The 21467-nt window shown below is 64.5% G+C and carries 18 protein-coding genes, 1 tRNA gene and 2 pseudogenes; 16 read left to right on the forward strand and 5 right to left on the reverse strand.

Translation table 11 applies throughout. The annotated features are described in order from the left end of the window. The first annotated feature begins 2 nt into the window (after positions 1 to 2). From A5906_RS06775 to A5906_RS06810, 8 genes are all read left to right on the forward strand, one after another. Positions 3 to 884, forward strand: a complete 882-nt coding sequence (locus tag A5906_RS06775; protein WP_080134484.1) for an AAA family ATPase — start codon at positions 3 to 5, stop codon at positions 882 to 884. Next, positions 881 to 2002: a vWA domain-containing protein gene (locus A5906_RS06780; RefSeq protein ID WP_080134485.1), complete on the forward strand. Its 1122-nt coding sequence runs from the start codon at positions 881 to 883 to the stop codon at positions 2000 to 2002. Before A5906_RS06775 ends, A5906_RS06780 begins: the two co-directional genes overlap by 4 nt. Next, the gene (locus A5906_RS06785; RefSeq protein ID WP_080134486.1) at positions 1999 to 2883 is read left to right on the forward strand and encodes an amidohydrolase family protein; all 885 of its coding nucleotides are present in this window, start codon (positions 1999 to 2001) and stop codon (positions 2881 to 2883) included. The genes A5906_RS06780 and A5906_RS06785 overlap by 4 nt, the downstream gene beginning before the upstream one ends. 31 nt (positions 2884 to 2914) lie before the next feature. Then, positions 2915 to 3763, forward strand: a complete 849-nt coding sequence (locus tag A5906_RS06790; protein WP_080134487.1) for an MBL fold metallo-hydrolase — start codon at positions 2915 to 2917, stop codon at positions 3761 to 3763. A gap of 93 nt (positions 3764 to 3856) precedes the next feature. Continuing rightward, on the forward strand, positions 3857 to 5431 hold the full coding sequence (locus A5906_RS06795; protein ID WP_080134488.1) for an isochorismatase family protein: 1575 nt from the start codon (positions 3857 to 3859) through the stop codon (positions 5429 to 5431). Positions 5432 to 5434: 3 nt separating this feature from the next. Next, positions 5435 to 6061 (forward strand): FMN-dependent NADH-azoreductase, encoded by a 627-nt coding sequence (locus tag A5906_RS06800; protein ID WP_080134489.1) that lies wholly within the window; start codon positions 5435 to 5437, stop codon positions 6059 to 6061. A 101-nt stretch (positions 6062 to 6162) separates the two neighbouring features. Then, entirely contained in the window at positions 6163 to 7101 is a 939-nt protein-coding gene (locus A5906_RS06805) for a helix-turn-helix domain-containing protein (RefSeq protein WP_080134490.1), read from the forward strand. Positions 7102 to 7211: 110 nt separating this feature from the next. Continuing rightward, positions 7212 to 8573, forward strand: a complete 1362-nt coding sequence (locus A5906_RS06810; protein ID WP_080134491.1) for an FAD-binding oxidoreductase — start codon at positions 7212 to 7214, stop codon at positions 8571 to 8573. Between the two features lie 84 nt (positions 8574 to 8657). On the opposite strand, the gene A5906_RS06815 is transcribed toward A5906_RS06810, so the two are convergent. Together A5906_RS06815 and cpdR are read right to left on the reverse strand one after the other, a co-directional pair. Next, a tRNA-Val gene (locus A5906_RS06815) sits at positions 8658 to 8732 on the reverse strand. 71 nt (positions 8733 to 8803) lie between these two features. After that, on the reverse strand, positions 8804 to 9163 hold the full coding sequence (gene cpdR, locus A5906_RS06820) for a cell cycle two-component system response regulator CpdR (protein ID WP_007597092.1): 360 nt from the start codon (positions 9161 to 9163) through the stop codon (positions 8804 to 8806). Positions 9164 to 9514: 351 nt separating this feature from the next. Between cpdR and A5906_RS06825 the strand changes: the two genes are divergently transcribed. The 3 genes from A5906_RS06825 (at position 9515) to A5906_RS06835 (ending at position 12713) form a co-directional block, all read left to right on the forward strand. Then, positions 9515 to 10405 carry an N-formylglutamate amidohydrolase gene (locus A5906_RS06825; protein WP_080134492.1) on the forward strand — a complete coding sequence of 297 codons (891 nt, stop codon included), beginning with the start codon at positions 9515 to 9517 and terminating at the stop codon, positions 10403 to 10405. Between the two features lie 525 nt (positions 10406 to 10930). Then, entirely contained in the window at positions 10931 to 11713 is a 783-nt protein-coding gene (gene hisN / locus A5906_RS06830) for a histidinol-phosphatase (RefSeq protein WP_080134493.1), read from the forward strand. Positions 11714 to 11735: 22 nt separating this feature from the next. Then, on the forward strand, positions 11736 to 12713 hold the full coding sequence (locus A5906_RS06835; protein ID WP_080134494.1) for a Bug family tripartite tricarboxylate transporter substrate binding protein: 978 nt from the start codon (positions 11736 to 11738) through the stop codon (positions 12711 to 12713). Between the two features lie 93 nt (positions 12714 to 12806). Here A5906_RS06835 and A5906_RS06840 read toward each other — a convergent pair whose 3' ends face one another. Further along, a complete protein-coding gene (locus A5906_RS06840; RefSeq protein WP_080135200.1) occupies positions 12807 to 13697 on the reverse strand; it encodes a LysR substrate-binding domain-containing protein in 891 nt (296 codons plus the stop codon). Between the two features lie 151 nt (positions 13698 to 13848). On the opposite strand from A5906_RS06840, the gene A5906_RS06845 reads away from it, so the two are divergent. Both A5906_RS06845 and A5906_RS06850 read left to right on the forward strand, forming a co-directional pair. Then, a complete protein-coding gene (locus tag A5906_RS06845; protein ID WP_080135201.1) occupies positions 13849 to 14601 on the forward strand; it encodes a sulfite exporter TauE/SafE family protein in 753 nt (250 codons plus the stop codon). 172 nt (positions 14602 to 14773) lie between these two features. Continuing rightward, the gene (locus A5906_RS06850) at positions 14774 to 15301 is read left to right on the forward strand and encodes a DUF4440 domain-containing protein (protein ID WP_080134495.1); all 528 of its coding nucleotides are present in this window, start codon (positions 14774 to 14776) and stop codon (positions 15299 to 15301) included. Positions 15302 to 15321: 20 nt separating this feature from the next. Here the strand turns inward: A5906_RS06850 and A5906_RS06855 are convergent, their stop codons facing one another. Both A5906_RS06855 and A5906_RS06860 read right to left on the reverse strand, forming a co-directional pair. Further along, on the reverse strand, positions 15322 to 15732 hold the full coding sequence (locus A5906_RS06855; protein WP_080134496.1) for a GFA family protein: 411 nt from the start codon (positions 15730 to 15732) through the stop codon (positions 15322 to 15324). A gap of 55 nt (positions 15733 to 15787) precedes the next feature. Then, positions 15788 to 16420, reverse strand: a complete 633-nt coding sequence (locus tag A5906_RS06860) for a LysE family translocator (protein ID WP_080134497.1) — start codon at positions 16418 to 16420, stop codon at positions 15788 to 15790. Positions 16421 to 16672: 252 nt separating this feature from the next. Here A5906_RS06860 and A5906_RS06865 point away from each other — a divergent pair, with 252 nt between their 5' ends. The 3 genes and pseudogenes from A5906_RS06865 to A5906_RS43985 form a co-directional block, all read left to right on the forward strand. Then, positions 16673 to 18469, forward strand: a complete 1797-nt coding sequence (locus A5906_RS06865) for an adenylate/guanylate cyclase domain-containing protein (protein ID WP_080134498.1) — start codon at positions 16673 to 16675, stop codon at positions 18467 to 18469. A gap of 200 nt (positions 18470 to 18669) precedes the next feature. Then, a pseudogene (locus tag A5906_RS43980) lies at positions 18670 to 19774 on the forward strand (di-heme-cytochrome C peroxidase); the annotation flags it as partial. 1 nt (position 19775) lies between these two features. Continuing rightward, a pseudogene (locus A5906_RS43985) lies at positions 19776 to 21410 on the forward strand (di-heme-cytochrome C peroxidase); the annotation flags it as partial. Positions 21411 to 21467: the final 57 nt, after the last annotated feature.

A 21467-nucleotide genomic window follows, 5' to 3' on the forward strand; every position in this document is an offset into this window, starting at 1 on the left:
CCGTGGCGGTTCGCAGCAACATCGTCGGCATTGATAGTCCGGAGGCGCTGGAGAGAGCGCTTCGGGCTGCCTACTACCTCGCGGACGAGGGCCTTGCGACTGCGGCCTATCTCGGCCTTGCCCTCGGCAAGCCGCTGCTGCTGGAAGGCGCGCCCGGCGTCGGCAAGACCGAAGCGGCGAAGGCCATCGCCGCCGTGCTCGGCCGGCAGTTGATCCGCCTGCAGTGCTACGAGGGCATCGACGCGTCCGCCGCGCTCTACGAATGGAACTACCCGCGCCAGATGCTGGCGATCCGTCAGGCCGGCGACGACAGCATCGACATCTATGGCGAAACCTTCCTGATCGAGCGGCCGATGCTGGCGGCGCTGCGCGCGCCCGATTCCACGGTGCTGCTGATCGACGAAATCGACCGGGCCGATCAGGAGTTCGAGGCATTTTTGCTCGAATTCCTTTCCGACTTCCAGATCTCGATCCCCGAGCGCGGCACGGTGCGCGCCGCCGAGCGTCCCGTGGTGGTGCTGACCTCGAACCGGACGCGCGATCTGCACGAAGCCTTGCGCCGCCGCTGCGTCTATCACTGGATCGACTATCCCACCGCCGAGCGGGAGGCGCGGATCATCATGATGCGCGCCTCCAGCGTCGCCGAAGCCACGGCTCGCGCCGTCGTCGCCGCCGTCGAGAAGCTGCGGCGCGAACCGTTGAGCAAGGCGCCCGGCATCGCCGAGGCCGTCGACTGGGCCGAGGCCGCGACGCTCCTCAACAAAGGTGGCGCACGCTGGCCCGACGCCTTCAAGCGCTCGATCGGCGTGGCGCTAAAGGACGAGGAGGATCTGCACTTCATCGCACCCCGGCTCGATGCCCTGCTCGCGGAGGCGACCGCATGAGCACCGAGCTGATGCTGCCGCGCGCTGCCCGCATCTTCATTTCCTTCGTCGCGCTGCTGCGCGCCAACAGCTTCGCGGTCGCGCCGGAGCAGACCACCGCCTTTCTCGCCGCGATCGCGCTGCTGGGCCCGCGCGACCTCGACGACATCAGGCAATCTGCGCTCGCCACCCTCGCCCCGCCGCCCGGGCGCCGCGCCACTTTCGACCGTTTGTTCGACCTGCATTTCCGTGGCAGTGAGGCCATCGAGTACGCCGCCGACGGCGAGGACGACGAGACCGTCCGTCTCCAGGAGGAAGGTCGCGGCGACGAGGAGCCCCTCTTCTCCGATGACGCCAACGAGTCCGGCCTCACCACGACGCGCACCGAGGCGCTGGTCGAGCGCCGCTTCGCCCAGCTCTCCACCTCCGATCCGCTCCGCCGCCTGGCACGCGAGGCCCCGCGGCGCCTGCCGCGGCGGCGCGGTCACCGCCGCATGCGGACACGCCGCGGCCCCTTCGCCGATCTCCGCCGCACCTTGCGCGACAGCGTGCGCAGCGACGGCGAGATCCTGCGGCTCGGCCACATGAAGCGGCGCCAGCGCCCGCGCAAGATGCTGCTGCTGATCGACGTCTCCGGCTCGATGAAGGCCCGTACCGAGGAGAACATGAAGCTGGCGCATGCGCTGGCGCAGGCCGCACCCAATGTCGAGGTCTTCACCTTCGGCACGCGGCTGACCCGTGTCACCCGCGCGCTGCGGCTGAAACGCCGCGAGCAGGCGTTGAGCGCGGCAGCGCATCTCGTCAGCGACTGGGACGGCGGCACCCGCATCGGCGATGCGCTGCAGGCATTCCTGGCGGTGCCGCGGTTCGGCGGCTATGCCCGCGGCGCCGCCGTGATCGTCGTCTCCGACGGGCTTGAGCGCGGCGAACCGGACGCGCTTCGCGACGCCGTCGCGAAATTGTCGCGGCGCGCCTGGCGCGTGAGCTGGCTGACGCCGCTCGCGACGGGCCCGGGCTTCCGCCCGCAGACCGAGGCGCTCGTCGCGATCGAGCGCTTCGTCGACGACCTCGTGGACGGCGGATCGAGCGCCTCGATCGTCGCGCACATTCTGGCATTGGGACGAAGGAGAGCCGCGTGAACGGTATTGTCGACGGCCATCATCACATCTGGCGGCAGGCCGACCTGCCTTGGCTGATCGGCCCCATGCAGCCACGCATCTTCGGACCGTATGAACCGATCCGGCGCGACTATCCGATCGAGGAATATCTCGGCGATCTCAAGGGCAACGGCGTCACGCGCTCCGTCTATGTGCAGACCAACTGGGCGCAAGAGCGCTTCGAGGAGGAAGCAGCCTGGGTGCAGCGCACGGCCGAGGAGCACGGCTGGCCGCATGCCATCGTCGCCTACGCCAATTTCGCGGTCGACGACGTCCGTCCCCAGCTCGATCGCCTGAAACGCTATCCGCTGCTGCGCGGCGTGCGCATGCAGCTGCACTGGCACGAGAATCCGCTGTACCGCTTCGCGGCTCGCCCGGACCTCTGCGCCGATCCCGTGATCCGCCGCAACGTCGCGCGTCTGGCCGATTACGACTGGAGCTTCGACCTCCAGGTCTTCACGCCGCAGATGCCCGACGCAGCGCTGCTCGCCGAGTCCTGCCCCAAGGTGACATTCATCCTGCAGCATGCCGGCATGCTCGAAGATCTCTCGCCGGCAGGACGCTCGGCCTGGCGCGCCGGTATGGCACGGCTCGCCACATGCCCGAACGTGGTCTCAAAGCTGTCCGGGCTTGGCACCTTCATCCATCGCAACGATCCCGCGCATATCGCGGCTGTGCTGACGGACACGGTCGCGATTTTCGGCGCCGAGCGTTGCCTGTTCGGCTCCAACTTCCCGATCGAGAAATTGTGGACCAGCTATCGCGAGCTCGTCGACGCGTTTCGCGCGGGGGCCGCTTCGCTGCGTGCCGAGCAACAAGACGCCATCTTCCGGACCACGGCGACGCGCGTCTATCGACTTTGACAGATAAGAAACGAGACAGGGAGGGCAAAGAATGGCGTTGGAGATCAAGATCCTGGACTATGGCGATATCGAGCTGGAATCGAGTTTTCTGGTGCTCGGCCGCGACTGCGGTCGAACCCGCCGCGTCCTCACGCTCGGTTTTTTGATCCTCGGCGGCCCCTACCCAGTCGTGGTGGACACCGGCTACCGCTCCAACCAGATCATGGAGACGCTGGGCATGCGGGGGCTGCAATATCATGAGCACATGATCGAGAACCAGCTCGCGCGTCACGGCGTGCGCATGGGCGATGTCCGCTTCGTCTGCCACACCCATCTGCACATCGACCATGCCGGCAAGGACGATCTGTTCCCGATGAACACGACCGTCGTGCTCAACCGCAAGGAGCTCGAATATTCCGTCTCCGGCCTGATGCATCCGCAATATCCGGCGCCCGACATCAAGCACCTGATCGACCGCCTGCACACCAAGAGCGCTCTGCGCTTTCTCGATCTGGAAATCACCGGCCCGATCGAGTTGATGCCCGGCGTCTATTGCGATGCCGCCAACGCCCACACCGAAGGTTCGATGAATATCATCGTCCATACCGCCGACGGCATCGCGACCATCTGCGGCGACGTCATCTACGACTTCAACGACCAGATCGTCACGCCCTTCCACGAGATCCACGACTGGGAGCCGCGCACCACCGGCAACCATGGCACCAGCAAGCGCGCGGAGAAGGCGGCGATCAAGAAGCTATTGAGCAGTTCACGCTACCTGCTGCCCGTCCACGATCGGCCCGCCAAGATCGAAGGCGGCAATGTCGTGGGGCGTCTGCACGACCAGGTCCCGGGGCCGATCGTGCAGTCCCTGCCCCAGCGCAACTGGTTCCCGGCCTGAGGCTTTTTTGCGCATGATCTGTTCGGAAAACCGCTCGACACTTTGCGCCAACGCGGCCCTTCGGATCCGGATCATGCGTCCGAGGATCGACCGATGACGCATGTCACCCTGCGAAGCGAATTCGAGAACCTGATCGACCCCTACGCGCCGGTCGCGCAGATCGGCACCGGCTTCGATTTCACGGAAGGACCGATCTGGCATCCGGTCGATCATTATCTGCTGTTCTCGGACATGCCAGGCGACGTGCGCCGGCGCTGGGATGCGCGGCGCGGCGTGGTTGAGGTCAAGCGCCCGTCGAACAAGTGCAACGGCATGACCTATGACGCCGAGCTCAATTTGATCATCTGCGAGCACGCGACCTCGTCGCTCGTCCGTGAACGTGCGGACGGACGGCGCGAGGTGCTGGCTTCGCATTTTGGCGGCCAAGAGCTCAACAGCCCGAACGACGTCTGCGTGCACTCATCGGGCGCGATCTATTTCTCGGACCCCTGGTATGGGCGGATGCCTGTCTATGGCGTCGAGCGGCCGCGCCAGCTCGGCTTCCAGGGCGTCTATCGCGTCATGCCGGGCGGCGAGCCGAAGCTGGTGGTCGAGCGAAATCTGTTCGAGCAGCCGAACGGGCTGTGCTTCTCGCCCGACGAGAAGCTGCTCTATGTCAACGACACCGTGCAGGCCCTGATCCGCGTGTTCGACGTCAATGCCGACGGCACGCTCTCGAGCGCACGCGTGTTCGCGAGCGGCATCAAGTCCGAGCTTGAACCCGGCCTGCCCGACGGCATGAAATGTGACCAGCACGGCAACCTCTGGGTCACCGCGCCCGGCGGCGTCTGGGTCTATTCGCCGCGCGGCGAACTGCTCGGCAAGGTCCGCGTACCGGAGCTGGTCGCCAACCTCGCCTGGGGCGGCCCGGATTTCCGCACACTTTATCTCACATCGACCCATTCGGTGTACGCGATCCCGACCCGGGTCGGCCCGCGTCACGAGCCCTATATGAGCGGGCGGCGCGCCGGCGGCGGCGCAGGCCCAAGCTCGTCACCGGCCTCACCGATTCTCGCCGAGGGCGAGATGCGGCTCGATCCGCAGCGTTGCGCCATGATCATCCAGGATCTCCAGAACGACGTCATCATGGACGGCGGCGCCTTCGCCGAGTCCGGCGCGCCTGACCATGCGAAGCAGCAGCGTGTGGTCGAGAATGTCCGGCGCCTCGCGGAAGCCGCACGCGCGCGGGGCGTTGCCATCATCCACGTCTGGTTCGTCGTCGAGCCCGGCGCGCCCGGCGTCACGCTCAACGCCCCGCTGTTCGAGGGGCTCGTGGACAGCAAGGCGATGGTGCGGGGAAGCTGGGGCGCGGCGCCCGTCTCCGGCCTCGAGCCGCGGCCCGGCGATTTCGTCGTCGAGAAGATGCGGATGAGCGCCTGGGAGGGCACGCGGCTGGAGACGATCCTGAAAGCCACGGGCCGCGACATGATCATCAATACCGGCGCCTGGACCAACATGTCGGTCGAGCACACCGCCCGCACCGGCGCCGACAAGGGCTATTTCATGATCGTGCCCGAGGATTGCTGCTCGACCATGAATACCGACTGGCACAACGCCTCGATCAATTTTGCCATGCAGAACGTCGCGATCGTGACCAGGGCCGATACCGTCATCAGAGCGCTGGGATGAGCCGTGGCGAAGCTCCTGCATCTGTCCTGCTCGCCCCGCGCCGAGTCCGAGTCGGCCGCTGGCGCGCGCGTCTTCCTTGACGGCTTCCACAAGGCTCGCCCGGATTGGGATGTCGATGTCGTGGACGTCTGGCGGGAAAGGATGCCGGAGTTCACGGGCGCCATCGTCGAGGCCAAGTACGCGCGCATGAAGGCTCAGGCCTTCACCGATGCGCAGCGCGACGGCTTTGCCGAGGCAGAGCGCATGGCGCTGCGCTTCTCGCTCGCCGATCGGGTGCTGATCTCGACCCCGATGTGGAACTTCAGCATTCCCTACAAGCTCAAGCAGTGGTTCGACATCATCGTCCAGCCCGGTCTCACCTTTCAGTTCGATCCGTCGCAGGGCTATCTCCCGCTGCTGAAGGACCGACCGACGCTGGTGATCATCGCCAGCGGCAGCGATTTTGCCACCGGCATGAACCGCGGCTGCGTCGACATGGCGACGCCCTACCTGCGGGAAATCCTTCGCTTCATCGGCATCAGCAATGTCCGGTTCGTAACGATCGGTCCGACCACAGGACCGCAGCAGCCGATCGATGCCGCCCGCGCAAGGGCCCATCAACACCTCGCTGCAATGGCCGCGACCTTCTAAAGCGGCTGGTGTTTGGCTGAACCGACTGGGTTTCCCCGAGTCAGCGGCGCTGTGAGGCAACATCCGGATCGGCGGCGATCACGCGCTCTCACTTGTGCGTCATGAACCTTTCCGCACAGGTCTCCACACCTCAATTAGCGGGCATATTCGCTGCGCTTTTCAACAGGGCTTTCGCTACGATGAGGGAACTCGGAAAGATTCGCTGGGCACAGAAGGATGGCCAACCTCCACAACTGCTCTACACTGAACGATCTCGCGGCGAGAGCGGCGTGCTTGCATTTCGCGCACGGTTTGAGGGCGGAGTCCATTTCAGCGCGACTGCGCACCAGCATCTGATCTACTTTCAAATGTCGCCGTCTGTGCAGATTGAATGCCGCATGGACGGGCTACACGCGAAACAGAACGCGACGGCCGGCGCGCTCGCGATTGGTCCCGCAGGTATCTATTGTGAGGCTGAAAGCAACCAATCAATGGACGTGCTGCTCATCGCGGTTGATCCGCGTCGGCTCGCGCTGGCGTCGGCAGAAGATCATGTCCTGGACGCAGAACTGCGCGCGCGCGTCTCTGGATACGATGAATATCTTCTGCGGGCGGCGCGGCAGCTGGAATCAGAGGTTGCGGACGGCTATCCACGCGGCCCTTTGTTCTGGAATGAGGCTGCGAGTCGTCTCATCGATCGTCTTCTGACTGGCCATACGTCGATTCCGCTCCCTTCATCCCGCGGCAGGCTGGGCCCGTACGCGCTGCGACGTATCAGGGACTATGTGTTTGCCCACATCGCAGAGCCGATTCAGGTGGCCGAGCTTGCCGCACTGATCGGCCGCAGTGAGTTCCATTTCTCGCGTGTGTTCGCGCGCTCCGTCGGCATGACGCCGTATCGCTACGTGGTCCATCTTCGTCTTCAGGCGGCGATCCAGCACATGCGCGACGGACGCATGGGACTTGCTGAAATTGCCGCCGAGACCGGCTTTGCAGATCAAAGCCATCTATCGCGGTGGGTCCGCCGTGTACACGGCGTCGCGCCCTCTGAGCTTGCCTGATTGCTCCTGCAAAAGAGCAGGAATCTTCACGAACGTCAGTCCGTTTCTCCGTAAACCGGCCGTCAGTCGCGCCAGGTGTTCCGCTCGCGCGAATCAACGGAGGCAAGACCATGTCGGATTCCGTCCAAAGCGCGTTCCTGGGCCTGAGTGGCAAAATCGCCGGGCGCGTCTCGTTGCCTGGGAGCGAAGGCTATGTCGCCGCAACCAGTCTCTGGGCAAAACAGACCGACGTTTCGCCTCGGGCCGTCGTGCACTGCGAATCCGCTGCCGACGTGCAGGCCGCCATTCGTGCCGCGCGCGAGCACGGGCTGCCGCTTTCGGTTCGCGGCGGCGGCCACGACTGGGCTGGCCGGGCTCTCTGCAATGGCATCGTAATTGACTTGAGCAAGATGCGACACGTGGTGCTCGGCTCCGACCATCGCTTCGTCACGATTGCCGGTGGCGCCCGCGCTGCCGACGTCACGGCGGTGACGGACCCCGCCGACCTTGCTGTCGTGGCGGGCGCCGTCTCCTGCGTCGGGATGACCGGGCTCACGCTCGGAGGTGGCTACGGCCCTTTGATCGGGCGTTTCGGGCTCGCGCTCGACAATATGCTCGCCGCGCAGGTGGTGCTGGCAGACGGACGAATCGTGTCTGCGGATGACGACAACAACGCCGACCTGTTCTGGGCGCTACGGGGCGGCGGCGGCAATTTCGGTGTGGTCACGCAGATGCGTCACCGCGTACATGACTTGCCGGACGTCCTTTCCGGTCTGCTGGTCTATCCCTTTGCCGAGGCGCACGCCGTACTCGAAGGGTGCGCTTCGTTGACGGCGTCGGCACCGGATGAGTTGACGGTGCAGGCGGGGCTCGTCGCCGATCCCTCGGGCCAGGCTGCGGTCATGTTGATTCCAACCTGGAGCGGCCGACTGGAAGCAGGCGAGGCGAAGCTCGAACCCTTTCTCAGGCTTGGGACCGTGCTCGCCGGCCGGATCGAAAGAAAATCCTACGGCGCTCTACTCGGCGTGTTCGATCCCTACCTCGTCAACGGATTGCGGGCAGTGATGGAGACGTGCTCGTTGCCGGTGTTCGACCGTAGATGCATCGACACGTTCGTCGATGCGATGGAAGCGGCGGTGTCGCCGGGCTGCGCCATTTTCACCCACGAGTTCCGGGGCGCGGCATCCCATGTCCCGGAGGCCGCGACGGCTTTCGGTCTCCGCCGCGATCACCTGCTAGTGGAGATGCTCGCGATGTTTCCAGACCGGACCGACGCTGATGACGAGCTAAGGCATCGACACTGGGCGCGCACCACTCGCCAGACGTTCGCGGCGGCGCTGCCTGGCGGATATCCAAACTTGCTCGGCCCCAACGATCCCGCTCGCGCCCGGCATAGTTATGGGAGCAATGCGAAACGATTGATGGAAGCAAAGCACCGCTACGATCCGGACAATGTTTTCTCGTCCGCCATCCCGTTACCGCGGGCCCTGTAGGAAGCGGCAGACCGCAAGGTGGAAATCTCTTGGAAACCACCCCTTCAGGCCTCTGGCGCGGGGCGCCTAAGTCATTGAAGAAGATGGTGGGCACGACAGGGATCGAACCTGTGACCCCTACCATGTCAAGGTAGTGCTCTCCCGCTGAGCTACGTGCCCTAGAGGTCATTTCTCGGTGGGGTCCCTATAACGGCTCAGGGGACCCGGCGCAAGGACGGAACGGGGCCGATTTAGGCCGCCAGCATCTTGTTCACTTCGCTGACCAATTCGCGCAGATGCACGGGCTTGGACAGCACCTTGGCGTTCTTGGGGGCGTCCGAATCCGAGTTCAGGGCCACCGCGGCAAAGCCGGTGATGAACATGATCTTGATGTCGGGGTCGAGTTCCGAGGCCCGGCGGGCGAGCTCGATGCCGTCCATTTCCGGCATCACGATGTCGGTCAACAGCATCTCGAACGGCTCTTCCCGCAGCCGCTGATAGGCGGCCATGCCGTTGTCATGGGACGAGACCTGAAAACCGGCGTTTTCCAGCGCCTTGACCAGGAAACGGCGCATGTCGTTGTCGTCTTCGGCGAGCAGGATCTTTGGCATGGCAGGAAACGTCGAATCCCCAGAGGATATCAGCAGAGGTCACTAAGCCCGACAGAGGGTAAATTTGGGGTGAAAATCTTTACCATGGGCCGGCTGCGCTGCCGGCTCTTTGTGAACCTGAATGGGCCCCGAATCAATCGCGCTGGACCTGCCGGTCCCCACCCCGATGCCCGCAGGGTTAAGACATGTTCCAGCGTCCGTCACATCTTTTCGCTTGGCAGAATGGTTGCGATTCCGGACAATGACGACACATAAGAGCCGCTCGACCGGCCGAATCATTCGATCCGGGGACATGCCGGATCGTGCGCCGCCAAAGGGGCGAAGCCTGAGTAAGGGACGAAGCCTGAGAAGATGACCCGGTTTGACGGCGAGACGTCGCCAGCATTCGAGATTGTGGAGCCCGCAGAATGGCGCGCGCCTGTCATCTTCAACTCGCCCCATTCCGGCTCGACCTATCCGGATGACTTCCTGGCAGCATCGCGGATCGACCTGCCGACTCTGCGGCGCTCGGAAGACTCCTTCATGGACGAGCTGATCGGCCATTTGAGCGATCGGGGCTTTCCGACCGTGCGGGTCAACTTTCCGCGCTCCTATGTCGACGTCAATCGCGAGCCCTATGAGCTCGACCCCCGCATGTTCACGGGCCGCCTGCCGAGCTTTGCCAATACCCGCTCGATGCGGGTCGCCGGCGGCCTCGGCACCATTCCGCGCGTGGTCGGCGACGGCCAGGAGATCTACCGCGACCGCATCCTGGTCGACGATGCGCTGGGGCGGATCGAGACGCTTTACAAGCCCTACCATCGCGCGCTGCGCCGGCTCATCAACAAGGTGCACCAGATGTTCGGCACGGTGGTGCTGGTCGACTGCCATTCGATGCCGTCGGTCGGCGTCAGCAGGGACGAGCCGCGCCGGCCCGATGTCGTGATCGGCGACCGCTACGGCACCAGCTGCACGCCGCTGCTGCCCGACCGGGTCGAGGAGACCATGACGGGGCTCGGCTATTCGATCGGCCGCAACAAGCCCTATGCCGGCGGCTTCATCACCGAGCATTACGGCAACCCCGCAAGCGGCCTGCACGCGGTGCAGCTCGAGCTCAACCGCGCGATCTACATGGACGAGCGGCGGCGCGAGCGCGGTCCGCGCTTCGCGCAAGTTGCCTCCGACTTCGCGGTGCTCGCCGACGTGCTGGCGACCACGATCCCGTTCGGAGATCTCGGGCCGTTCCAGGCCGCGGCGGAATAGACGACAGCTTTTCTTCGCGCGCGCTCGGCGCGCGTATCGAGCGCAAACGCGTTTGCGCTTCGTATCGCTTCGCGCTTTGAAATGAAAACAGAGGCCCAGAAAAAAGGGCCGCTTCTGATGAAGAAGCGGCCCAAGTCTAGGGAGGAAACGCCCAAGGAGGGCAGCGGTAACGCAGAGCGCTACCGCACCGCAACAATATGCGGCCGCGACGCACAAAGTGCAAGGCCTTTTGCGCCGATTCCCATGCAATACGCACATGGCTCAATTGCTTTAAGAGAAACCTGGATTCAGTTTCTTTGATAAGGAATTTCAATGGGTTGATAGTCATTTGCATACGAACAAGGCATATTCGGAACTAAGTTTTCAACTCCGTGATCGATATTTGTCCAGCATATGACTGACCTGGGGCAGCCCCTCCGGCATCCAAAATACCAGGGTGCAAATCAAGTCAGCGCTGCACGCGGGAGGCGATTTGAGCTAGGCAGGAGCGAGCTTCACACTGACTTTCGCTTTGAGGAACTCACCGTGACGGTGATCGACTTCTCCGCCTTCATCGGACGGCTCGCCACCGCCTCTGGCGAAACCATCCTGCCGTTCTTTCGCACCTCGCTGTCGATCGACGACAAGAGCAAGACCAAGGATTTCGACCCCGTGACGGAGGCCGACCGCGCGGCCGAAGCGGTGATGCGGCGGCTGATCAAGGCGAGCTTCCCCCAGCACGGCATCGTTGGCGAGGAATTCGGCAATGAGCGCGAGGACGCCGACTACGTCTGGGTGCTCGACCCCATCGACGGCACCAAATCCTTCATCGGCGGCTTTCCGATCTGGGGCACGCTGATCGCGCTGCTGCACAAGGGCACGCCGGTCTACGGCATGATGCACCAGCCCTTCATCGGCGAGCGCTTTTCCGGCGACAACGGCTCCGCCAATTACAGGGGACCCTCCGGCGAGCGCCGGCTCCAGGTCCGCCGCTGCGCTTCGCTCGCGGAGGCCACCACCTACACCACCTCGCCGCTGCTGATGAACGAGCGTGACCGCGCCATCTTCGGCCGCATCGAGCAGGGCGCGCGGCTGTCGCGCTATGGCGGCGACTGCTACTCCTATTGCATGCTGGCGGCCGGCCATGTCGATCTCGTGGTCGAGACCGAACTGAAGCCCTACGATATCGCGGCCCTGATCCCGATCGTGACCGGCGCCGGCGGCGTCGTCACCACCTGGGAAGGCAAGCCGGCCCAGGGCGGCGGCCGCATCGTCGCCGCCGGCGACGCAAGAGTTCACGAAGAAGCCTTGAGGCTGCTCAATCAATAACAAGCGCGAGCGGGAGGCTTGCATGACCATCTCACGCAGGCTTCTCGTTGAATTGTTTCTGGGATTATTCCTGCTAGTGCCGTCATTGGCGTCGGCGCAGAATTTTCCGGCAAAACCGATCAAGCTGATCGTGCCGTTCCCGGCGGGCGGGCCCAATGACATCATCGCGCGGGTGATCGGCCAGCGCATGTCGGAGTTGTCAGGGCAGCCGGTACTGATCGACAATCGCGGCGGCCAAGGCGGCGTGCTCGGCACAGATGCGGTTTCCAAGGCCGCGCCCGACGGCTACACCATCGCGATCTCCTCGGCCGGCGCGCTCGCAATCAGCCCGAGCATGGAGCAGGTCGCCTACGACCCTCAAACCGACCTGACGCCGGTGACGCTGGTTGCGACCGTGCCAGAGATGCTTGTGGTCGCCACCAATGTGCCTGCGAGCAACATCAGCGAAGTGATTGCGCTCGCCAAGTCTCAGCCGGGAAAACTCAACTTCGCCTCCTCCGGCCCCGGCAGCCTGCCGCATCTCGCCGGCGAATTGTTCAAGCTGACGGCCAGGATCGACATCGTGCACGTGCCCTATCGCGGCGCCGCGCCCGCGGTAAACGATCTGCTTGGCCAGCAAGTGCAGATGACCTTCCTCGATCTTCCCGTGCTGCTGCCGCAGGTCAAGGCGGGCGCGTTGAGGCCGATCGCGGTCGGCTCCGCCGAACGTGCAGCCACGGCGCCCGACGTGCCGACTCTTTCGGAAGCGGGTTTTCCCGATCTGCGCGTCGAGAACTGGTACGGCATGGTCGCCCCAAAAGGCACGCCGAGGGAGATCGTCACGGCGCTGCATGCCCTGGCGACGAAGGCGATGGCGGATCCGGCGGTAAAGGAAAAGCTCGCCGCGCAAGGCGCGACGCTGGTCGGCGACGAGCCGGAGCATTTTCGCTCATTCATCGCGGATGAGACCGCGAAATGGGCAAAGGTGATCAAGGACGCCGGGGTGGAGACGGCGAAGTAGCTCTCGACCTCGCAACACGACAGGCGCAAGGGGGGAGGGAGCAGAGTGGGACACGCAGCCACAGCGCGGGGGTGACATCAGCACACACCCATCTCACACCGCCTCTGCCCTTAGATGCTCCACCAGCATCTTCGCAGGCCTTGGCAGCGTCTTGAAGCTTCGCGCGCAGATCACGAGCTTGCGGTTGGCCCAGGCATCGCGCAGGCGGACCATGGCGAGCGGCATCAGCCTGGCGCAGCGGCGGGCTGCGGATATCGGCACCAGCGCGATGCCGACGTCGGCGGCAACCATCTGGCAGATCGCGTCGAAGTCGCGCAGGCGCGCGCGATAATGCGGGCGCATGCCGAGCCGGGCGGCGTGCTTCGAAATGTGCATCTGGAGCGCGGTGGCGCTGGTGAGCCCGACGAAGTCGCAAGCGCCCGTCTCCTGAAAATCGATCTGGCGGCGGCCGGCGAACGGGCCGCGCCGCGACGTCACCAATGTCAGGTGATCCTCGCTGAACACGAAGCGCTCGATATGGTCGGGCAGCGCGTGCTCGGCGGCGAAGCCGAGATCAGCGGCCCCCGCGGTGATCGCGGCCGCGATGTCGGTGCTCTCGCGCTCCTCGATGTCGATGGCGACGTCGCGATGCTCGCGCAGGAAGCCGGCGAGCGCCTTGGGCAGGTGCTCCGAAAGGCCCGAGGTGTTGACGAGGAAATGCACGCTGGCGCGCACGCCGCTGGCATAGCCGGCGAGATCGCCGCGCATGGCATCGATCTGGTGAATCACGAGCCGGGCATGATCGAGCAGGCTCTCGCCGGCCGCGGTCAACTCGACGCCGCGGCGCCCGCGCTTGAGCAGCGCGACGCCGAGCGCGTCCTCCAGGCCCTTGATGCGCGCGCTGGCCGAGGCCAGCGCCAGGTGCGACCGCTCCGCGCCGCGCGTGATGCTGCGCTGGTCGGCCACCGCGATGAAGAGCTGGAGATCGACGAGATCGAAACGCATGGCAGGCCTCCACCCCTGTTGGTTGAGCACAATTCTTTCGGAAAACCGCTCCACACTTTGCAGGATCGCGCTCCAGGCTTCGTAGCTGACGAAGGCTGTCTCCGTAACCTCCAGATTGTGCCGGATCGCGGCATCGGTCAATGTGGCCGGCATGATCGACCCGCTTCTCATTGTCATCGCCGCCGTCTTCCTGGTCGCCGGATTCGTCAAGGGCGTGATCGGGCTTGGGCTGCCGACCGTCTCCATGGGCCTGCTTGCGGTGAACATGGCGCCCAGCCGCGCCATCGCCATTGTGATCGTGCCGGCGATCGTCACCAATATCTGGCAGACCTTCGTCGGCCCCTATCTGCGCGACATCCTGCGACGGCTGTGGCCGCTGATGATCGGCACCGTGATCGGCTGCTGGCTCAATGCCGGCGCGCTGACCGGCCCACATGCGCGCTACGGCACGGTCGTGCTCGGCGTGCTGCTCGTGATCTATGCCGTGATCGGGCTGAACAAGTTCCATTTCCGCGTCGCGCCCAGGAACGAGAAATGGGTCGGCGGTGTGGTCGGCGTCATCACCGGCGTGATCTCGGCCTCGACCGGCGTGCAGGTGATCCCCTCGATGCCGTTCATGCAGGCGATCGGCATGGAGAAGGACGAGCTGGTGCAGGCGCTCGGCGTGTTCTTCACCACAGCGACGCTGGCGCTAGCCTTCAACCTCACCGCCGGCGGCTTGCTGACACCGGCCAATGCCGTGCCCGGCGCCATCGGCCTCACCATGGCCTTTGCCGGCATGTTCATCGGCCAGTCGGTGCGGGCGCGGATGCCGGCCGAAGCGTTTCGCCGCTGGTTCCTGATCGCGATGATCCTGCTCGGCCTTTATCTCGCCGGCAGCGCGCTGGCGAAGGAGTTCGCGTAGGAAGAACGCGAATTGGGTTAGCCTCGCGTTGCTTCACGCCCTTTCAAGTTCGAACGATCACACAGAGTCGCCAGCTTGCAATCGTGGCGGCGTGGGCGCCTCTTGCGCCGGCCGATTGGCTGAACAGGGATACGACCTTGCTCGGCCCGCGCGAAAACAGGACGGGCCCAATATGAACCATTCCAGGAATTCGATCATCGCTGCCGTGTTACGGCTTTTTGCGCTCATCGGTCGCTTTCGGCCCGCCGTGGCGGCACTGCTCCTTGTCGTCATGACGGCAGCATCAAGTGGACGAGCCTCAGCGGCCGCCGACGAAGCGCAGGCGCGCGCGGTCTTTTTGCAGTTCGTGGCTGCGCAGAATGCACATAACGCGAGCGACGTGCGAGCGATGCTGTGGAATTCGCCCGATATGCTTTCGGTCACGCGAGGCGTCCAAACCAAAGGGGCCGACGCAGTCGCCGCCCGCTTCAAGGAATATTACGAGGGCACCTGGCATCTGGAACCCGACATGTCGCAGTTTCACGCAGCCACGATGTCAAATGACGTCATGCAGATTCTCGTCCCCATCCTCTTCACGCGCGGCCTTCCGGGCAAGCCGCCGCGGGACGACGTTTTTCTGATCAGCCAAACGTTCGTTCGCGAGGGAAGCAGCTGGTTTGTCGCGTCGATCTTCCCGGTCGCAAACACACAAATCAAATAGCCGCGCGGCGCCTCAGAAGTTCAAGGTTTCGGCTCGTAACCCGGCACCCATTTGTCGTGCTGGGGCAGATCGTCCTGGATCGTCCACCACGGCGCGCGCGACGAGGTGAAGACGTGAAGGCGGGGCCTGACTTGCGGATCGTCGTCGAGCAGGCCGGCGGGAATGCTGACGGTCGGCAGATAGCTCGCCTTGCCCGGCGTCAAGCAGCCGCAGGTGTTGCAGCGATGGCGGAAACTGCCCGGCGCGGATTCGTAAGACACCGTCATGTCCTCGCCCGCCACGAAGCGAAACTTGTCGGCGTCGACATGGGCGTAGGTGGCAAAGGCCGCACCGGTCAGCTTGCGGCAATTGCCGCAATGGCAGTGGGTCAGTGCCCGGACCTTGTCGATCTCGAAACGCACGGCGCCGCACAGACAGCTTCCACGAATCATCGAAACCTCCCGGGCCCAGCCTCGATCGGACCGCTCCCTCATTCGTTCGAACGAGTTACCGGCTCTCCATCATGGCGACGCGAATGCCGAGATAGATGAAGAGGCCGCCGAGCGCGCGGTTGACCCAGGCGATCACACTCTCAGAGCTCCGCAGGCGATGGGCGGCCTTGGCCGCGAACGCGGCGAGCATCAGGCACCACAATATTCCCGTGAAGATGAAGACCAGGCCGAGCGTCAGGAAGGCGAGCGGTTTATGGGGCGCATCGGCTGCGACGAATTGCGGCAGGAAAGCCAGGAAGAACAGCGCGACCTTGGGATTCAGCGCGTTGGTGAAGACGCCCTGCAGGAAAACCCGGCGCAGCGAGCTCCGCTCGCCCTGGTCCCCGACTGCAGCCAGCACCGGGCGCGACCACAGCATCTGGAGGCCGGTGACGACCAGATAGGCAGCGCCGACCAGCTTCAGGATCGAGAAGGCGGTCGATGAGGCCATCAGCAGGGCCGAAAGCCCGATCGCCGCGCCCGCGACATGGAAAAAACAGCCACAACTGATGCCGAAAGCGGCTGCAGCCCCGCCCCGCCAGCCCATCTGCATGCTGCGGCCGATCACATAGACGCTATCAGGCCCGGGAGTGATGTTGAGCAGTATGCCCGACAGGATGAAGAGCCAGATTTCGTGAATGCCCAGCATCTGAAATGCCCCCGCCCGGCCCGCCTTGCGGCCCTCAGGAGCGGGCTTAGTCGGTTCGACCGTCCCCGTCTACCGCCAGGACTGCCTAGGATTTACTTCGAATTTGCAATGCGGATCATACTTTCACTCGGCATCATCTGCTCTATAAAGGCAGGGTTCTTGAAATGCAGGATTCGAGGCGACTGGCCACGCCGTGGCCGGTCCCAGGTCCCCTGCCAAGTCCTTTATAAAGTCCCTTGGAGCTCCGTGGATATGGAAAGACGTCTGGCCGCCATCGTCTGCGCCGATGTCGCCGGCTATTCGCGAATGATGGGCAGCGACGAGGCCGGCACCCATGCCGCCTTCAAGGCCCATCGCGCCGCGATTCATCCCATCATCCTCAATCATGGCGGCCGCGTCGTGAAGAACACCGGCGACGGCTTCCTGCTGGAGTTCGCCTCCATCGTCGGCGCCACCGAGGCGGCGATCGCGATGCAGACGCTGATGGCGGAGCGCAACCACCATCTTCCGGCCGATCGCGCCATGCAGTTCCGGCTCGGCATCCATATGGGCGATGTCATCGCCGACGAGGACGAGGTCTTTGGTGACGATGTCAACATTGCCGTCCGCCTCGAATCCGTGGCGAGCCCGGGCGGCTTCGCCATCTCGGCCAAGGCCTATCGCGAGGCCGGCAAGCACCTCAACCTGCCGCTGACCGATGCCGGCAATCACCGCTTCAAGAACATCAAGGACGCAGTCGGGGTCTTTACCTGGACGCCCGAAGGCGCGCCGGCGCTCGCGCCCGAGCTGAGGGAGGCGTCGGCCCTCTCGCAGCAGTACCGCACGGCGATCGTCGGCGTGCTGCCCTTCGCCAATCTCAGCGACGCCCAGGACGAATATTTCTCCGACGGCCTCACCGAGGATCTGATCCACGCGCTGTCACTGCAATCCTTCTATCGCGTGCTGAGCCGCAACTCGACCTTCGCTTTCAAGGGCAAGAATTTGAGCACGCGCCTGATCGCGCGCGAGATCGACGCCACCTATCTGATCCAGGGCTCGGTGCGGCGCGCCGGCGCCAAGATCCGCGTCACCGCCGAGCTGATCGCGCCGGAGACCGGCGAGCAGCTCTGGACCGGGCGCTACGACCGCGACATCGGCGATTTGTTCGCCATGCAGGACGAGATCACCACCAATCTTTCCGCCGCCATCGCCACCGAGATCGTCCGGGCCGAGGCCTCGGCGCCGGCGCGTCTCTCGACCGACGTCACCGCCTGGGACCGCTTCCTCAAGGGGCTGTCCCATTACTACCGGCAGACCAAGGAAGATCTGGCCACCGCCGTCGACCTGTTCCGGGAGGCCATCAGGCTCGATCCCAAACTGTCGATCGCGCACGCCTATCTCGCCACCATCCAGATCCAGAGCATCCAGTTCGGCTGGGTCAAGGGCACGCGGGAGATGTGGGCCGAGGCGATGAATCTCGCCGAGACCAGCGTCCGGCTCGACCCCCGCTCCTCCTTCGCGTTCTCGATCCTGTCCTGGGCCCATGCGATGGAGGGACATTACGAGGCCGCGATGGACGCCGCCAAGCGCGCGGTCGCGCTCAATCCCTACGACAACGGCGCACGCGGCGTGCTCGGCATCTGCCATTTCGTCATCGGCGAGCACCGCGAGGCGATTGAGCTGTTCTCGATGGCGGCGCAGCGCGACAACAGCGATCCGCGCTACCAATGGGCCGCGCTGAACGCCTTCAGCCACTATCTCTTGAGGCAATATGACGCGACCCTGTCATGGGCCCGCGAGCAGCTCTACATCAACCCGAACCACATGCAGGCGCTGGCGATCCGCGCCGCAGCGCTGGCGCAACTGGGCCGGACCGGCGAGGCTGACGAGGCCACCAAGGTGCTCATGGCCAACTACCCGACCCTGAACGTCGACCGTCACCTGCGCAATTTCCACTGGAAGCGGCCCGAGAATCTCGCCCATTACCGCGAGGGCTTGCTGAAGGCCGGCGTGCCGCTCGGCAAGCTGACCCTGGTCCAGAGCGACGTGAAGCGCGCCGCCGAGTCGTGACCGGCGGTCCGCGGCCCCTCGATACCCCCTTTCACACATCCCTTTGCGACCTCACGCCTGCACTTATTGACAGGACAGTGAATTCGGCCACATTTCGTCACACGCTCAGGTAGTATAGCCTGCTGTCGGTTTGTTAGGACTTTCCGCGCTTGATCGGCGCATCCGCGTTTCGCGATTCGTCGTTTTCAGGATTTTGGGCCATGCATGATCCCGCCTCGAAGCCCTCGGTCCCCTCGATCCAGGTCTCGCCGAACAATCCCTGTCCGTTCCTGCGCGGCCTCGTCGGCGAAGGCTTCGTCGACGGCGGGACCGTACCGCTCAACACGCTGTCGCAGACCATCGCGAATGCGAGCGGCGAGACGGGGCTGAAAAAGACGTGGGCCCGCATCCAGGTCCGTGGCGTTGCGCTCATCGCCAACGGATTTGGCCACATCCTGAAGAGCATGTGGTCGGGAGCGCAGCTCGATGCATTGCGCAACGGTCCGCTTGACAAGCACGGCGCCGGCTCGCGCATCCTCGAGGTTGATGGCAAGGTCAACGAGGCCGAGATCGCGCGCCTTCAGAGCTTCGGCCGGAGCTACACCGATCCCGACACCGGCAGCAGCGAGCCCGGCCTCAACGCCGCGGAAATCAAGACCTTCATGCGCGACAATCTCAAGCGCGCCGGCAGTGCCGCGCGCTGGTACTACCCGCTGCTGATGAAGTTCGAATGGCCGATCCTGCTGAAGATCATGGGCAAGGAGGATCGGGCGAAGGAGCGCTATCTCAGCGTCGCCGACGTGCGCACGCTGCTCAACGAGCGGAGATTTCCCGACCGCATCAACCAGCGGATCGTATCCCAGCCGCTGCTGTCGAGCTGCGCACTCAGGTTTCGCTGGGCGCTCGGGATCGTGACGGCCGTTCTCGCTGCCGGTCTTGTCGCCGTCGTTGCGATCGCCGAATTCCCCAACCAGGTTCGCGCCATGCTGCCGCAGAAGGGCACCCTCGCGCAGCTCCTGCCGCCGCCCCTGCCCACGGTCCCGGAGACGACGGCAGCCTATTGGCTCGAGCAAAACTGGTCCTTGAAGGACCGCCACTGGTTCCACCACGCCAGCCAGGGCACCGCGACCTTTCCGGTGCCCTATGAATGGTTCATGGCGCTGGAGCAGCCGCGCCTTCGCCTGTTCTCGCAGCCCGGGATGATGAAGGACAGCGCCTATCTCGAGCGTTACGGCTTCATCCCGAGCCCGAAATCGATCAACACCGACGCAACGACGCTGCGCCAGTTTGGCTACGCCAACGTCTATGAGACGACGCAGGCGGGAGNCCTGCCGAGAACGTCGATGGCCTGCCGGTCGGCTTCGCACGGATGACCGGTGTGGTCGATCCCGCGACCGGCCGCCGCGAGGAGGACAAGATCGGGCTGACCTGCGCGGCCTGCCATACCGGCCAGATCCACTATCAGGGCATCGACGTGCGCTTCGACGGCGGTCCGGCAATGACCGACCTGAAGAAGCTCGAGCTCGCGACCGGCCTGTCGATCGCCTACACGCTGTACGTTCCGTTCCGCTTCGACCGCTTTGCCGATCGCGTGCTCGGCCGCGAAGCCAGCAAGGCGGACCGCGCTGCGCTCAAGCAGAAGCTGAGTGCGATCGGCAGCTTCCTGATCGACTGGCAGAAGACGTACGACGATACGATCAAGCACAAGGAGACCTGGGACGGCAGGCAGCAGCAGGACACCGAGGAAGGCTTCGGAAGGCTCGACGCACTCAACCGCATCGGCAACCAGGTGTTCTCGCAGGATCTCGCGCTGAGCGGGGTCAAGGGATTCGAGAAGAACCTGCATGCCCAGGACGCGCCGGTCAGCTTTCCCGCGATCTGGACCGTGCCGTGGTTCAAATTCGCCCAATACGACGCGTCCATCGAGCAGCCGCTGATCCGGAACGCCGGCGAAGCGCTCGGCGTGACGGCGCTGCTCAATTTGTCCGACGCCTATCCGGAGGACCGGCTGTGGGGCTCCTCCGTTCATATCCGGACGCTCGGCTGGATCGAGGACATGCTCAGGGGGCCCGATCCGTTCAAGGCGGCCGAGCCGAAATTCGGCGGCCTGCTGTCGCCGAAATGGCCATCGCAGATTCTCGGCGACGCCTGGAGGATCAACAAGGACAAGGTCGAGAATGGCCGCAAGATCTACGCCGAGATGTGTTCCGGCTGCCATTTGCCGGCCGTCGACACCCCGGCGTTCTGGTCGTCGGGGCATTGGGAGCCCAGCGGCGACAGCAAGGTCCTGAACGCGGTCACGATTCCCCTCAAGGAGATCAAGACGGATCCCGAACAGTCGCTCGTGCTTGGCAACAGGATCGTGGACGTACCCGGCTTCCTGAAGGTGAATACCGCGGACCTCCAGAAGTGGTGGCAATGCGATGTCTCGACCGCCAGCACCTCGCCGACCGAGATAGTCTACGCGCTCGGCCTCATGACCGTCGTCGACCTCGTCGCCCGCAAGTGGATGGACGACGAGAAGGCGCCGGAGGCCGAACGCGCGAAATTGTGGAATCTCGCGCGCAAGAACTGCCTCAATCCGACGCCCGCGCCACGCTATCGCGCGCGGCCGCTGAACGGCATCTGGGCGACCGCGCCCTATTTGCACAACGGCTCGGTGCCGTCGCTGTACTGGCTGCTGAAGCCGCAGAACGAGCGCCCGCAAAAATTCTGCATGGGCCGCCGCGACTATGATCCCGTGACCGTCGGCTTCGCGGTCACCGCCGACGAGCCCTGCAAGACCGGCGAGACGCAGTTCTCGATGACCGGCCCCGACGGCAAGCCGGTCCAGGGCAACAGCGTGCTCGGCCATTCCTTCGAGCGCAAGGAGGGCGAGCCGAAACGCGACGGCGTGATCGGCCGCATGTTCAGGGACGACAACGAGCGCTACGATCTGATCGAGTATCTGAAGACGTTGTGAGCTGTCCGCCGCCTCTCCTCGCCTGTGGGAGAGGCGGATTGCATGCACATCGTCATT

It is taken from the genome of Bradyrhizobium sacchari, from assembly GCF_002068095.1.
Taxonomy (GTDB): Bacteria; Pseudomonadota; Alphaproteobacteria; order Rhizobiales; family Xanthobacteraceae; genus Bradyrhizobium; species Bradyrhizobium sacchari.

Coding starts and splice junctions, on each gene's coding strand:
- A5906_RS06850 (WP_080134495.1), top strand. CDS start 14,774: ATGAACCATTCCAGGAATTCGATCATCGCTGCCGTGTTACGGCTTTTT.
- A5906_RS06855 (WP_080134496.1), bottom strand. CDS start 15,732: ATGATTCGTGGAAGCTGTCTGTGCGGCGCCGTGCGTTTCGAGATCGAC.
- A5906_RS06865 (WP_080134498.1), top strand. CDS start 16,673: ATGGAAAGACGTCTGGCCGCCATCGTCTGCGCCGATGTCGCCGGCTAT.
- cpdR (WP_007597092.1), bottom strand. CDS start 9,163: ATGCCAAAGATCCTGCTCGCCGAAGACGACAACGACATGCGCCGTTTC.
- A5906_RS06860 (WP_080134497.1), bottom strand. CDS start 16,420: ATGCTGGGCATTCACGAAATCTGGCTCTTCATCCTGTCGGGCATACTG.
- A5906_RS06805 (WP_080134490.1), top strand. CDS start 6,163: ATGAACCTTTCCGCACAGGTCTCCACACCTCAATTAGCGGGCATATTC.
- A5906_RS06810 (WP_080134491.1), top strand. CDS start 7,212: ATGTCGGATTCCGTCCAAAGCGCGTTCCTGGGCCTGAGTGGCAAAATC.
- A5906_RS06825 (WP_080134492.1), top strand. CDS start 9,515: ATGACCCGGTTTGACGGCGAGACGTCGCCAGCATTCGAGATTGTGGAG.
- A5906_RS06840 (WP_080135200.1), bottom strand. CDS start 13,697: ATGCGTTTCGATCTCGTCGATCTCCAGCTCTTCATCGCGGTGGCCGAC.
- A5906_RS06790 (WP_080134487.1), top strand. CDS start 2,915: ATGGCGTTGGAGATCAAGATCCTGGACTATGGCGATATCGAGCTGGAA.
- A5906_RS06795 (WP_080134488.1), top strand. CDS start 3,857: ATGACGCATGTCACCCTGCGAAGCGAATTCGAGAACCTGATCGACCCC.
- A5906_RS06780 (WP_080134485.1), top strand. CDS start 881: ATGAGCACCGAGCTGATGCTGCCGCGCGCTGCCCGCATCTTCATTTCC.
- A5906_RS06835 (WP_080134494.1), top strand. CDS start 11,736: ATGACCATCTCACGCAGGCTTCTCGTTGAATTGTTTCTGGGATTATTC.
- A5906_RS06845 (WP_080135201.1), top strand. CDS start 13,849: ATGATCGACCCGCTTCTCATTGTCATCGCCGCCGTCTTCCTGGTCGCC.